The sequence below is a fragment of the Pseudomonas sp. genome (assembly GCF_030150285.1).
Classification (GTDB): domain Bacteria; phylum Pseudomonadota; class Gammaproteobacteria; order Pseudomonadales; family Pseudomonadaceae; genus Aquipseudomonas.
Map to the genome: position 1 here is coordinate 63,712 of NZ_JASLGE010000078.1, position 12,225 is coordinate 75,936.

Here is a 12,225-nt window from a genome sequence, read left to right on the forward strand (position 1 = left end):
CAAAACAGGAAAGGCATGCAGTCTACGGCGAGCACGAGGGGGTGTCTGTCGCGTAACGGGCGTCAGTTGTCGCAGGACTCGCGGCGTAGCACAGAGGGTGAGGCCCCGAACTCACGCAGCATGGCTGCTGAAAAAGCGCTTTGCGAGGTATAACCGACGCGGCTGGCGACTTCGCCAATCGGCAGTGTGCTTTGGCGCAACAAGGTGAGGGCGCTGTGCAGGCGGCGTTGGCGCAGGTAATCCATGGGCGTTTGCCCACATTCACTGAGAAAGCGGCTGTGCAGGCGGGCGCAGGACAACCCGGCGATTTTCGCCAGGTCAGCGACTTGCAACGGGTAGGCCGCGTTCTTTTCGATGTAGGCATTCAGCGCGGCGAAGGGCAGGCGTTTGCGCGAGCGGGTATCGGGCACCGTGTCGTTCAGGCTGGCCAGCAGCAATATGGCCCCTTGGCCTGCAATCAGCGGGTCGCTCACCGGGCTGGCGGCCAGCCAGTCCACCAACTGATGTTGCCTGGTAGTGAGGCTCAGGTAGCCAGGGGCATCGAGCAGGCGGCGGCTGGCATCGGCATGGGGCCCCAGCGATTCGCCGAGCCAGTGTTCGCCGGGCACATCCAGCACCAGGCAGCGGCTCCCGTGGGCGCTGCCACAGGTGTGGTGTGCGCCCGCAGGAATCACGATCAGGTGCTGTTGGCGCAACAAGCTGGCGCGGCCCTCAACCTCGAAATCCAGTTGGCCGGTCAGGTTGATCACCACCTGCGCGTGCTCATGGCTGTGAGCGATCACGTCTTCGCGGTAATCGCGCAGTGAAAGGATTTGGCCCATGACGGTCTCGATAAGGTGCCAGCAGTCGCGCGCTTAGTGCCGCCAGAACGCCGGTATGCACAGTACGAACACGGTAATGATCTCCAGCCGCCCAAGCAACATGCCCAGCGACAGAATCCATTTGCCGGCATCCGGCAGGGTGGCGAAGTTGCCGGACGGGCCAATCACTTCGCCCAGCCCGGGCCCGACACCCGAGACCGTACTGGCAGCCCCGGTGAGGGCGGTCATCCAGTCCAGGCCCAGCAGCGACAGGGCCAGGGCGATAACGCAAATGGTGATGGCAAAGAAGAATGAGAAGGTCAGAATCGAACGCACAATCTCTTCGTCGAGGCGATGGCCGTTGTACTTTTGCTTGATCACGGCGCGCGGATGGATCAACTGGTTAAGGTTGGCCTTGAGCAGGATATAGGCCACCTGGAAGCGGAAAATCTTGATCCCGCCTGCCGTCGAGCCCGAACAGCCGCCGATAAAGCCCAGATAGAAGAACAGCATCAGTGAGAAGTTGCCCCACAGGCTGTAGTCGCCCAAGGCAAAACCCGTGGTGGTGACCACAGAGGTGACGTTCAGCGCCACATGCCGAAAGGCGTCCCACCACGGCATGTTGGTGCTCCACCAGTACCAGGTGCTGAGCACAATCCAAGTCACCAGCAACAGGCCGAGCAAGCCCTGCACCTGTTGGTCCTTGATCAACGCCTTGCGGTGGCCGCGCAGCGTCGCCACATACAGGGTAAAGGGCAGGCTGCCAAGGATCATCACCACTACGGCCACCCAGTGCACGGCCGGTTGGTCCCATTTGGCCAGTGACTTGTCGGAGGTTGAAAAACCGCCGGTGGAGATGGCCGACATGGCGTGGTTGATGGCGTCGAACACACTCATGCCGGCCCACCAGAAGGCCAGGCTACCGAGAATGGTGAAGCCCACATAGGTGGCCACAATCAGGCGCGCCACCATGTGTGAGCGCGGCATGACTTTTTCAGAGCGGTCCGAGGACTCGGTCTGGAACAGGCGCATGCCACCGATTCGCAGCAGCGGTAAAATCGCCACCGCCATGCCGATAAAGCCGATGCCGCCGAGCCAGTGCAGCATGGAGCGCCACATCAAAATGCCGGGTGACATGGTGTCCAGGCCGCTCAGCACTGTGGCACCGGTGGCGGTGATGCCTGACATGCTCTCGAAAAACGAGTCGGTGTAACTGATGTGCTGGGTGAGCAAAAACGGTAGCGCCGCAAAAATGCACACCACCACCCAACTGGACACCGTGAGCAGGTACATGTCTCGCGGTCGCAGGTGCACATGCTCGGGACGGCCGGGCAGCACCAGCGCCAGGCCGGCAATAAAAGTAATCAGGCTGGCCCACAGAAAGGAGGGCAGGTCACCGGTGTGGTGGTAAATCACCAATGTGAGCATGGGCACGGCCATGCTGATCGCGAGGGTAATCAGGAAGATGCCGATCACAAAACCGATGATGCGTAACGTCGGCAACGCCATGAATTGAGCTCGGGTTTGAAAGAAGGGGCGCCATTCTACCTGTGAGCCGGGGTATGTAAACCGCCTGCTTGTGGGAGATACCGTTAGAATAGCTGCACTTTTCTTCAGGAGGTGACCAATGAAGGCTCTCGACGCTTTGCTCAATCGTGTTTCTGCCCCGCGCCTGTTGGCTCCTGCGCCGACGGCCGAGCAACGCGAGCTGTTATTTGCGGCCGCTCTGCGCGCGCCGGACCATGGCCAGTTGCGGCCTTATCGCTTTTTGACCGTTGAAGGCGAGGCGCGTCACCAGTTGGGCGAGATCCTTGCCCAGGCGGTCAGTGCCCAGGGCGGCGAGGTGACAGAAGCCGCGTTGGACAAAGCCCGGGCAATGCCTTTGCGTGCGCCGCTGGTGGTGGTGGTCGTAGCGTGCTTGCAGGACCACTTCAAGGTGCCGAAATCGGAACAGTTGATCACCGCAGGCTGCGCGGCCCATGCCATCGAACTGGCGGCTTTTGCCCAAGGTATTGGTGCGGTGTGGCGTACCGGCGAATTGTCATATTCGCCGCAGGTGGCCCAGGGGCTGGGGCTGGCAGAAGGCGAGGAAGTGGTTGCATTCCTGTACCTGGGCACAGCGCAGAATGAATTGCGTACAGCACCGAAGGTAGAGAGTGCAGCGTTCGTCAAGGCGTGGTCATCGTCTGTTTGATAACAACTCAACTGTAGGGGGGGCGCTCCGTCTTCGACGCCGCGCTGTCGTTCAGCAATCCTGTCCATTGCTGCGGTCACGGATACTTAAGGTTCCGGCTTTACGCCGTGTTACTTTGGTGGAGCTGTACAGATCAAAAGATCACGAGCAAGCTCGTTCCCACAAACGCTGCTGCCATCCGGAGGAGCAGTTGGTCGACGCTCGTTTGCTCGCGATCTGTTGATCTTTTAAACATCAACAGATCACCCGCCAGCGCGTTCCAATCGTCGCACGCCGTTAAAGGTTGGCATTTGACTCCAAAGGCAATTCCAGCGTGGCAATAAAACCGCCTTCGGGATGATTGCCCAGCACCAGCCTGCCGCCGTGGCGCTCAGCCGCGCGGCGGGCAATTGCCAGCCCCAGGCCGTGCCCCGCAGCCGTCTGGCCCGGTGCCCGGAAGAAGGGCTCGCCCAACTGTGCCAGGTACTCCTCGGCCACCCCGGGTCCTCGATCTCGCACGCTCAGTATGATGTGCTCACCCTCACGACGGGCATTGAGTTCAATCGGCTGTCCGGGCGGGTTGAAGCGTTGCGCGTTGCGCAACAGGTTATCCAGGGCCCGCTCAATCATGGTCGGCCAGCCGCGCAGGCTCAAGCCAGGCTCGGCATTAAGCTGAACCGGTTGCTCGGGTGCGGCCAGCGAAGCGTCTTTTTGCACCGTGCTCAGCAAGGCGTTCAGGTCGATGGGCTCGGCACTGGCCTGGTCGGCATCGACCCGGGCCAGGGTCAAAATTTCGCTGATCAACGATTCCAGCCGGTCACATTCACGGGTCAGGCGCGGCCACAGCTTTTCGCGCTCTTGCGGCCCGGCGCGCTCGGCCAGGGCCAGGGCAATGCGCAGCCGCGCCAGCGGTGAACGCAGTTCGTGGGACACGTCGCGCAGTAACTGGCGCTGGCTGCTGATCAGGCTTTGCAAGCGTGCGCCCATGCGGTTGAAGTCAGTGGCCAGCACGCCAAACTCATCACGGCGCGAGGCCAGTTGCGCCAGGCTGTTTTGTTGGTAAGTGGTTTGCCCCAAGTCATGCACCGCCACGCGCAAGCGGCTGAGTGGGCGTGTGATGGACAGCGTGACCAACAAGCTGAACAGCGTGAGCACCACCAGTGCAATACCCAATGCGCTCAACGGCCAGATCAGGCTTTGTCGGTGCCAGGCATCCAGTTCTGGGTGGGGAATACGGTAAATCAGCAGGTACGTTTCGGCGGTTTTCGGGCTGGTGAATTCGACCGTCAGGCGGCGCCACGGCAGAGGTTCATGGCCCGGTTGCTGGCGGGCCTCCCAGGCGGCCGCGCGCCGTGGAAAGGTGCCGCGAACCACGGGTTCGCCACTCTCATTGAGTACTTGAACGTCGATGTGATAACGGCGTTTGCGCCGTTCCAGAAAATCCTGTGCGGCGTCAGCCCCTTGGGTTTCGTAGCGTTGGGTCCAGTCCTGCGCCAGTGTGGCGATGCCGGGGTGGCGGCTGAGAATCCAGGTGTCCTGGTTGAGCATGTGCCCCAGCAGGATCGACAGCCCGGCGACCAAGGCAATCGCCAACCAGAAGCTGGCCAGAATGCGCCAAAACAGTGATCGCACGGAAATCCCTCGCAGGTTATGGGCATAAACAGGAAAAGCCCAACGGCCGGGGGCCGTTGGGCGGGGTGAATGCGCGAATTATTGCGCTTTTGGAGCTTGCTGTGCTTTCCACTCTTTGAACTGCTTCATTTCGGCCTGACGTTCGGCGCGTTTCTTTTGCATGTCATCGAAGCGCTTTTGCTGTTCAGGCTTCAGTACGGCGCGAATATCGCTTTGGGTTTTATCGCGTTTGGCCGCGATTTCATCTTTCAGCGCTTTTTGGTCTGCCGCGGGCAGTTTTTCCAGGTACTTCTCGACCAGTTGTTTACGGTCATGCATTTGTTCGCCCATCAATTTGCCGATCTGTTGACGCTGCTCGCGGGTCAGGTCCAGTTGGCTGTAAGGGGCATCGCCGCGACCGTGGTGCTCACCGCCGTGACGTGGACCCATTGGGCCGTCACCACCAGGCATGGCCATTGCGACGGTTGGCAGAGCTGCAGCAAACATCAAAGCAATTAGAGTCTTACGCATGGTGTGTCTCCTTGAATTTCTGTTCCGGTGAATCCGGATGTGCTTAGTTTAGGGAGATCAAGGTCAATCGCTGTCAGCCATGCGTAAAGCTTTGGTAAAGAGGGTTTTGCCGTGAATTGACATAAAGGCCAGTACAGCCTCACGCGCTATAGAAGTAGCCACGGCTGCGCAAGGCGACGATGCGCGGTCGACCGTCCGGGTGCGGGCCGATCTTCTTGCGCAGGTTACTGACGTGCATGTCCAGGCTGCGGTCGTAAAGGGTGAGTTTGCGGCCCAGGGCAATTTGCGCCAGTTCCTGTTTGTCGATGGGCTCGCCGGGCTGGCGCAGTAACGCTTCAAGGATACGACTTTCGGACACGGTCAGAATAATGTCGTGTTCATCGATCGTGACCACGCCGCGTGCGGGGCTGAAACACAGGTCGCCCAATTCCAGCTGGCTGGACACGGCAGGTGGGTGACTGCGGCGCAAAACGGCACGCAGGCGTGCGGTCAGTTCGCGGGGGTCGCAAGGCTTGGCCAGGTAGTCATCAGCCCCCAGTTCGAGCCCCAGGATGCGGTCCAGTGGTTCGCCGCGAGCGGACAACATCAACACGGGTAATTCGGGGTGGTCATTGCGCAGTTGCTTGAGCACTTCCAGGCCGCTGCCATCGGGCAGCATCACATCCAGCACCACGGCGTCGGGGCTCGACTCGGCAAGCGCCTGGCGGGCGCTCTGGCCGTCGTGGCAGGCGCGCACCTGAAAGCCTTCCTGGCTCAGCCAACTGGTCAGAAGCTCACACAGCTCCTCGTCATCATCGATCAGTAACAGGTTACTCATGACTTACTCAATTTAGCCGGTGCCGACGACGGGGACGCCGGCTACCGGTAAAGATACCGCAGAGCAGGGCATGGGGCCCTGCGACGTTGGTGGTTACGGCAGGACTTGCTTGAACGGCTTGACGATGACGTTGGCGTAAACCCCGGCCGCGATGTACGGGTCGGCGTCAGCCCAGGCCTGTGCGGCGCTCAGGGAATCAAATTGCGCGACGACCAGGCTGCCCGTGAAACCGGCGTCACCCGGGTCGTTGCTTTCGATGGCCGGGTGCGGGCCGGCCAGCACCAAACGCCCTTCGTCTTTAAGCTGAGTCAGGCGCTCAACGTGTGCCGGGCGAACAGACAGGCGTTTTTCAAGCGAGTGGGCAACGTCTGTAGAAATGATGGCGTAGAGCATGTCAGTCCTCGGATTTTGTGTTGGAAGGGGCGGCGTCGGTGTCATGCAGATGGCGCGACAGATAAAAGCCTTGCGCAACCAGGAACAGCACGGTCATGCCCAGGCTGCCGAAGACCTTGAAGTCGACCCAGATGCTTTGATAGGTGAACGCCACGAACAGGTTGGCCGCGCCGCAGAATATAAAAAACGCGATCCAGGCCAGGTTCAGGCGTTTCCACACGGGGTCGGGCAGGGTCAGGGCGTGGCCCATGATGCGCTTGATCAGCAGCTTGTCGCCAATGAAGTGGCTACCGGCAAACGCCAGTGCAAACAGCCAGTTCACCACCGGCGCTTTCCACTTGAGGAAGGTCTCGCTGTGGAACGCCAGCGTCAGGCTGCCAAACACCAGGCAGGCAATCAGCGTCAGCCATTGGCTTTTTTCGAGTTTGCGCTGTTTGAAAAACAGAACGCCGTACACCACCAGGGAACTGATGATCAGCATGGCCGTAGCGCTGTAGATCCCCCCGACGGACAGGCTGTGGCCGGCGATTTCGACGACGCGGGGTTCGATTTTGTAAACGATGAAAAACAGTAACAGCGGGATGAAGTCGATGAATTGTTTCACAGTGGCAGCCAGAAGCAGGATGTGGCGGCATAATAACAAACATCAATGACAGCGAAAGCGTCGTCTAGAGGTTATTAAATCCCCGTGGAAATTGACTTGCATTGCCATAGCACGGCGTCAGATGGCGCATTGGCACCCGCGGTACTGGTCGCGCGTGCGTTCGAGAAGGGTGTGCGAGTCCTGGCGCTGACCGATCACGATACACTTGAGGGGCTCGATGAAGCCCGCGAAGCTGCTCGGGCGCTAAATATGCAACTGGTCAATGGCGTTGAATTGTCCTGTACCTGGGGTGGCGCGACGATTCATGTGCTGGGTTATGGCTTTGATACCGATGCCCCGGCGCTGGTCGAGGCGATTGCCAACCTGCATGACGGCCGCTGGCTGCGGGCTGAAGAAATCAGCCGCAAGCTGGCACTCAAGGGCATGCCGGGCGCACTCGAAGGCGCGCGGGCCATACAGAAAGTGTTGGGGGACAGCGGCAACGCGCCTGCCCGGCCGCACTTTGCCGATTTTCTGGTGGAGGCCGGGTTCGTCAAAGACCGCGCCGAAGCGTTTCGCAAGTGGCTGGGGGCGGGCAAGCTGGGCGATGTGAAGCAGCACTGGCCCAGCCTTGAAGACACCGTTGCCACCTTGCGGGCCGCGGGAGCCTGGGTCAGCCTGGCGCACCCGTCGCACTACGATTTCACCCGCAGCAAGCGCCGCCGGCTGATTGGCGACTATATTCAAGCCGGGGGTCACGCGATTGAGGTGGTCAACGGCTATCAACCCGCCGACCAGGTGGGCAGCCTGGCGATCCTGGCGCGTGAGTTCGGTCTGCTGGTGACTGCCGGCAGTGATTTTCATGGCCCTGGAGGCTGGTCAGAAATCGGTGAGTACCGCGCGGTGCCGGATGACTTGCCGCCCTTGTGGGGGCGTTTCAAATATGACCAGCCCATTGCCAACGTCTGAACAGGTATACAACGTGAGTCAATTCTTCCAGATTCACCCGCAAAACCCGCAGCCGCGCTTGATCAAGCAGGCGGCTGAAATCATCCGCCAAGGCGGGGTGGTGATCTATCCCACCGACTCGTCCTACGCCGTGGGTTGCCAGATGGGCGATAAACATGCGATTGAACGCATCCGTCGCCTGCGTAACCTGGACGACAAGCACAACTTCACCCTGATGTGCAGCGACCTTTCCCAGCTCGGCCTGTTTGCCAAAGTCGATACGGGCACTTTTCGCTTGCTCAAGACCCATACCCCGGGGCCGTACACCTTTATTCTCAACGCCACCCGCGAAGTGCCGCGCCTGCTGCTGCACCCCAAGCGCCGTACCATTGGCATGCGCGTGCCTCATCACCCGATTGCCCTGGCGCTGTTGGCCGAACTGGGTGAGCCGCTGATGAGTGTGACGCTGATTCTGCCGGGCGAAAGTGAGCCGATGGAAGACCCGTACACCATTCGCGATGCGCTGGAAAAACAGGTCGACCTGATCATTGATGGCGGGTTTGGTGGGCACAAGGCCTCTACCGTGATCAATCTGGTGAACGATGAGCCCGAAGTGGTGCGGGTGGGCTGTGGCGACCCGACGCCGTTTATGGCTCCGGCCTGATGACTGACGTAGACACGGTTGCCGCCGTAGAGCCTCAGGCCGGCGCGCAACACGAATTGCCGTTTGCGATGGTCTATGGCCAGGCCGTCATTGAAATGCCGCAGGACTTGTACATCCCGCCGGATGCGCTGGAAGTGTTTCTGGACGCTTTCGAAGGCCCGCTTGACCTGCTGCTGTACCTGATCCGCAAACAGAACATCGACATTCTCGACATTCCGGTGGCGGAAATTACCCGCCAGTACATGGGCTATGTCGAGCTGATGAAAACGGTGCGTCTGGAGTTGGCGGCAGAGTACTTGGTAATGGCCGCCATGCTGGCCGAGATCAAGTCGCGCATGCTGTTGCCGCGCTCGGCTGAAATCGAGGAAGACGAGGGCGACCCCCGCGCCGAGTTAATCCGCCGCTTGCAGCAATACGAGCGGTTCAAGGCCGCAGCGCAAGGGCTTGATGGGCTGGAGCGGGTAGGGCGCGATATCTTCGTGCCCAAGCTCGATGCCCCTGAGGCTCGCGCCCGCAAGCGGGTGCCGGACGTGGCGCTGGAAGAGTTGCTGATGTCCATGGCAGAAGTGCTGCGCCGCACCGACCTGTTTGAAAGCCACCAGGTCAGCCGCGAAGCGTTGTCCACCCGTGAGCGCATGAGCGATGTGCTGGAGCGGCTTAAAGGCGGTGGTTTCGTGCCGTTTTCCGAGCTGTTCACGGCCGAAGAGGGGCGCTTGGGGGTGGTGGTGACGTTTATGGCCATCCTTGAACTGGTCAAGGAGTCCTTGATCGAACTGGTGCAGAATGAGCCCTACGCGGCGATCCATGTGCGGGCGAGAGCCGAATAAAGAGCTGAATCCATGAATTTGACTGAACCGCGCGAGCTGGCCTCCTTGCTTGAGGCCTTTTTGTTGGCCTCGGGAAAGCCGCAAAGCCTTGAGCGCCTGTATGAACTGTTTGAAGAGGGCGAACGCCCCGAACCGCCCGTGTTCAAAAAGGCCCTGGAACTGCTGCGCAAGTCTTGCGAAGGCCGGGCGTTTGAACTGAAGGAAGTGGCTTCGGGCTATCGCCTGCAAATCCGCGAGAAGTTTTCCCCGTGGATGGGCCGTCTGTGGGAAGAGCGGCCGCAACGCTATTCGCGGGCCATGCTTGAAACCATGGCGCTGATTGCCTATCGCCAGCCCATCACCCGGGGTGAAATTGAAGATGTGCGCGGCGTGGCGGTGAACAGCCATATCGTCAAAACGTTGCTGGAGCGCGAGTGGATCCGCGTGGTGGGCTATCGCGAAGTACCGGGGCGGCCGGCCATGTTTGCCACCACCAAGGCGTTTCTCGATCACTTCAACCTGAAAAACCTTGATGACTTGCCGCCGCTGGCCGAGTTGCGCGAGCTGGAGCCCGACCCGGTTCTGGACTTCGATGACGCGCCGGTGCCTGCACACCTTCAAGCGCTGGCCGATGAAAGCGCTGAACCTGAAGAACCCAAGGATGAGACCAGTTTCCACAGCCTGCTGGTGGAACTGGACTCGATGGAAGAAGGTCTTAAAACCGACTTTGATGATCTGCTGCGTGATGCAGCTGCAAGTGTTGAGCGGCAAGCGGAAAGTGAGGAGCCAGAGCCAGAGCCAGAGCCAGAGCCAGAGCCAGAGCCTCAAGCCGAACCAGAGCCACGGCCGAGTGCGGCGCAGTTGGCGCGTGAGCGTTTACAGGCCGCCGTGGCCGCGCTTGAATCGCGGCCTGTTTTGAGTGAAGAGGAGCGCGAAGCCCAGGCGCTGGCCGATGCCATCGAACAGGAGCGTCGCGAGCAAGAAGACTGACTGCGCCGTAGGAGCGAGCTTGCTCGCGATCTTTTGATCTTCATTAAAACATCGCGAGCCATCGACCGGCTGCTCCAGCGAAGAGGTGATTTAACGATGAGCAAAGACCCCTGCATCAGCGTCTGCAAGTTCACCGATGACATTTGCATCGGTTGCGGACGCTCCAAGCGTGAAATCAAAAGTTGGAAAAAACTCGACAAAGATGAAAAACGCGCCGTGCTGGCCGAAGCGGCCCTGCGTCTGCAGGTGCTGAAAGCCACCGGCCGGCGGAAAAAGAAGTAAGTGATGCGCTTCACGAGCTGCCGGTGATGCGAAAGAGCCAATATCCGCGTATGATTCGCGGCCCTCAGCGCTCGTTCGAGCCTCGAGACCCTTTTTAAGACCTCAGGCGTTTGCCTGAATCGACACACCGGGAGGTGCCCAGATGAGTGATCTAGACCCTAAAGACAGCCAGGAAATTGGCCCAGCAGGCGAAAAACTGCAAAAAGTACTCGCCCGTATCGGCGTGGGCTCGCGCCGCGACGTTGAGAGCTGGATCAGCCAAGGCCGCATCAAGGTCAATGGCAAAGATGCCACCCTGGGTCTGCGTGTAGACCTGCATGACGCCATCTCCATTGATGGCAAGGTGATCAAGCGCGAAGAGGCCGCCGAATCGGTGCGCCGCGTGATCATGTACAACAAGCCTGATGGCGAAATCTGCACCCGCGACGACCCGGAAGGCCGCCCGACCGTGTTCGACAAGTTGCCGCGCCCTAAAGAAGGTCGCTGGATCAACATCGGCCGTCTGGACATCAACACCACCGGCTTGCTGATGTTCACCACTGACGGTGAGTTGGCCAACCGCCTGATGCACCCTTCCTACGAGATGGACCGTGAATATGCGGTGCGTGTGCGTGGTGAAGTGGATGACGAGATGATCGAGCGCCTCAAGGCCGGCGTTGTGCTGGAAGACGGTCCTGCGCGTTTCACCGACATCAAGCAGGCTCCGGGCGGCGAAGGTTTCAACCACTGGTACCACTGCGTGGTGATGGAAGGCCGTAACCGTGAAGTGCGCCGCCTGTGGGAGTCCCAGGGCCTGGTAGTCAGCCGCTTGAAGCGCGTGCGTTTTGGCCCGGTGTTCCTGAACTCCGACCTGCCGATGGGCCGCTGGCGCGAAATGAGCCAGTACGAGGTGGATATTCTCAGTGCTGAAGTCGGCCTCACGCCGGTTGCCATGCCTGAGATGAACGCCAAGAGCAAAGACAAGCTGGAGCGTTTGCAGCGTAAGTCTTCGCGCCCGTTGGCCCGTGGCGATCGTGTCACGCGCACCCTGCGCCCGGCCGAAGGCGCTGCGACTGCGCCGCGTCCAGCGCGCCAGCCACAGATCGAAGGTGAGCGCCCTGGCCGTCCGGCCCGTGATGAGGCCGCGCGCCCGGCCCGCAAGCCCGCTGGCCGCACAGACCGTGCTCCAGCAGGGCGCGGTGCCCCGGTGGCTGAGCGTCCAAGTGAAATGGGCAAGCGCCCGGCCAAGCCGGTCCGTTCGGGTCCAAAGCTGGTTGACGATGCACCGTCTGGCAAGCGCCGTGGTGCCCCGGCGGGCTCAGGCCAGCGCCCGGGCTTTGGTCGTCGCAAACCGCAGTAAGCGTTAAGCGCACCACCCAAAACGCCAACCTCTCGGGGTTGGCGTTTTTTTGTGCCCGAGTTTTCACCGCTGCGTAGGCGCGAGCTTGCTCGTGATCTTTTGATCTGGTTTTTGATTTAAGGGCCCCCTTAAACCACGCTGGCCGAACGCAGGTTTTGCGCAGTGGGTAACCCGGCAGGACGCCGGGTTAGCCGCGACACGGCCAAGGATGGCCGATCGCGGCGTGCCCACGGAGCAAGGCCTGTGGTGAGGGCATGCCGAGCCACAGCGAGGCACCGAGTGGTAGGG

At 60.6% G+C, this 12,225-nt stretch carries 14 protein-coding genes; 7 read left to right on the forward strand and 7 right to left on the reverse strand.

Annotated features, from left to right (window positions below; all coding sequences use genetic code 11):
- Nucleotides 1-62 precede the first annotated feature (62 nt).
- Together Q1W15_RS18255 and Q1W15_RS18260 are read right to left on the reverse strand one after the other, a co-directional pair.
- Nucleotides 63-821, reverse strand: a complete 759-nt coding sequence (locus Q1W15_RS18255) for an AraC family transcriptional regulator (protein ID WP_300730793.1) — start codon at nt 819-821, stop codon at nt 63-65.
- Between the two features lie 33 nt (nt 822-854).
- On the reverse strand, nt 855-2,309 hold the full coding sequence (locus Q1W15_RS18260) for a TrkH family potassium uptake protein (RefSeq protein WP_300730794.1): 1,455 nt from the start codon (nt 2,307-2,309) through the stop codon (nt 855-857).
- A 118-nt stretch (nt 2,310-2,427) separates the two neighbouring features.
- On the opposite strand from Q1W15_RS18260, the gene Q1W15_RS18265 reads away from it, so the two are divergent.
- The gene (locus Q1W15_RS18265) at nt 2,428-2,994 is read left to right on the forward strand and encodes a nitroreductase family protein (RefSeq protein WP_300730795.1); all 567 of its coding nucleotides are present in this window, start codon (nt 2,428-2,430) and stop codon (nt 2,992-2,994) included.
- Nucleotides 2,995-3,270: 276 nt separating this feature from the next.
- Here Q1W15_RS18265 and Q1W15_RS18270 read toward each other — a convergent pair whose 3' ends face one another.
- The 5 genes from Q1W15_RS18270 to Q1W15_RS18290 form a co-directional block, all read right to left on the reverse strand.
- Nucleotides 3,271-4,605, reverse strand: a complete 1,335-nt coding sequence (locus tag Q1W15_RS18270; protein ID WP_300730796.1) for a HAMP domain-containing sensor histidine kinase — start codon at nt 4,603-4,605, stop codon at nt 3,271-3,273.
- Between the two features lie 78 nt (nt 4,606-4,683).
- Nucleotides 4,684-5,115, reverse strand: a complete 432-nt coding sequence (locus Q1W15_RS18275; RefSeq protein ID WP_300730797.1) for a Spy/CpxP family protein refolding chaperone — start codon at nt 5,113-5,115, stop codon at nt 4,684-4,686.
- 139 nt (nt 5,116-5,254) lie between these two features.
- Nucleotides 5,255-5,932 (reverse strand): response regulator transcription factor, encoded by a 678-nt coding sequence (locus Q1W15_RS18280; RefSeq protein WP_300730798.1) that lies wholly within the window; start codon nt 5,930-5,932, stop codon nt 5,255-5,257.
- Nucleotides 5,933-6,025: 93 nt separating this feature from the next.
- Complete coding sequence (locus Q1W15_RS18285) at nt 6,026-6,325, reverse strand: YciI family protein (RefSeq protein WP_300730799.1); 300 nt, start codon at nt 6,323-6,325, stop codon at nt 6,026-6,028.
- 1 nt (nt 6,326) lies between these two features.
- Nucleotides 6,327-6,929 (reverse strand): septation protein A, encoded by a 603-nt coding sequence (locus Q1W15_RS18290; RefSeq protein WP_300730800.1) that lies wholly within the window; start codon nt 6,927-6,929, stop codon nt 6,327-6,329.
- Between the two features lie 84 nt (nt 6,930-7,013).
- Here Q1W15_RS18290 and Q1W15_RS18295 point away from each other — a divergent pair, with 84 nt between their 5' ends.
- The 6 genes from Q1W15_RS18295 to rluB all read left to right on the forward strand — a co-directional run bounded on the left by Q1W15_RS18295 (nt 7,014) and on the right by rluB (nt 11,937).
- Nucleotides 7,014-7,877, forward strand: a complete 864-nt coding sequence (locus Q1W15_RS18295; protein WP_300730801.1) for a PHP domain-containing protein — start codon at nt 7,014-7,016, stop codon at nt 7,875-7,877.
- Nucleotides 7,878-7,890: 13 nt separating this feature from the next.
- Nucleotides 7,891-8,520: an L-threonylcarbamoyladenylate synthase gene (locus tag Q1W15_RS18300; protein WP_300730802.1), complete on the forward strand. Its 630-nt coding sequence runs from the start codon at nt 7,891-7,893 to the stop codon at nt 8,518-8,520.
- A 128-nt stretch (nt 8,521-8,648) separates the two neighbouring features.
- Nucleotides 8,649-9,347, forward strand: coding sequence for a ScpA family protein (locus Q1W15_RS18305; RefSeq protein WP_300730807.1), 699 nt, complete (start codon nt 8,649-8,651; stop codon nt 9,345-9,347).
- A gap of 12 nt (nt 9,348-9,359) precedes the next feature.
- On the forward strand, nt 9,360-10,316 hold the full coding sequence (scpB, locus tag Q1W15_RS18310) for an SMC-Scp complex subunit ScpB (RefSeq protein WP_300730803.1): 957 nt from the start codon (nt 9,360-9,362) through the stop codon (nt 10,314-10,316).
- 96 nt (nt 10,317-10,412) lie between these two features.
- Nucleotides 10,413-10,598: a DUF1289 domain-containing protein gene (locus tag Q1W15_RS18315; protein ID WP_300730804.1), complete on the forward strand. Its 186-nt coding sequence runs from the start codon at nt 10,413-10,415 to the stop codon at nt 10,596-10,598.
- A 142-nt stretch (nt 10,599-10,740) separates the two neighbouring features.
- Entirely contained in the window at nt 10,741-11,937 is a 1,197-nt protein-coding gene (rluB, locus tag Q1W15_RS18320) for a 23S rRNA pseudouridine(2605) synthase RluB (RefSeq protein ID WP_300730805.1), read from the forward strand.
- Nucleotides 11,938-12,225 lie beyond the last annotated feature (288 nt).

What these genes read in the sequence shown, in the direction of transcription:
- Q1W15_RS18255 (WP_300730793.1), bottom strand. Translation starts at nt 821, where the DNA reads ATGGGCCAAATCCTTTCACTGCGCGATTACCGCGAAGACGTGATCGCT.
- Q1W15_RS18260 (WP_300730794.1), bottom strand. Translation starts at nt 2,309, where the DNA reads ATGGCGTTGCCGACGTTACGCATCATCGGTTTTGTGATCGGCATCTTC.
- Q1W15_RS18265 (WP_300730795.1), top strand. Translation starts at nt 2,428, where the DNA reads ATGAAGGCTCTCGACGCTTTGCTCAATCGTGTTTCTGCCCCGCGCCTG.
- Q1W15_RS18275 (WP_300730797.1), bottom strand. Translation starts at nt 5,115, where the DNA reads ATGCGTAAGACTCTAATTGCTTTGATGTTTGCTGCAGCTCTGCCAACC.
- Q1W15_RS18280 (WP_300730798.1), bottom strand. Translation starts at nt 5,932, where the DNA reads ATGAGTAACCTGTTACTGATCGATGATGACGAGGAGCTGTGTGAGCTT.
- Q1W15_RS18285 (WP_300730799.1), bottom strand. Translation starts at nt 6,325, where the DNA reads ATGCTCTACGCCATCATTTCTACAGACGTTGCCCACTCGCTTGAAAAA.
- scpB (WP_300730803.1), top strand. Translation starts at nt 9,360, where the DNA reads ATGAATTTGACTGAACCGCGCGAGCTGGCCTCCTTGCTTGAGGCCTTT.
- Q1W15_RS18315 (WP_300730804.1), top strand. Translation starts at nt 10,413, where the DNA reads ATGAGCAAAGACCCCTGCATCAGCGTCTGCAAGTTCACCGATGACATT.
- rluB (WP_300730805.1), top strand. Translation starts at nt 10,741, where the DNA reads ATGAGTGATCTAGACCCTAAAGACAGCCAGGAAATTGGCCCAGCAGGC.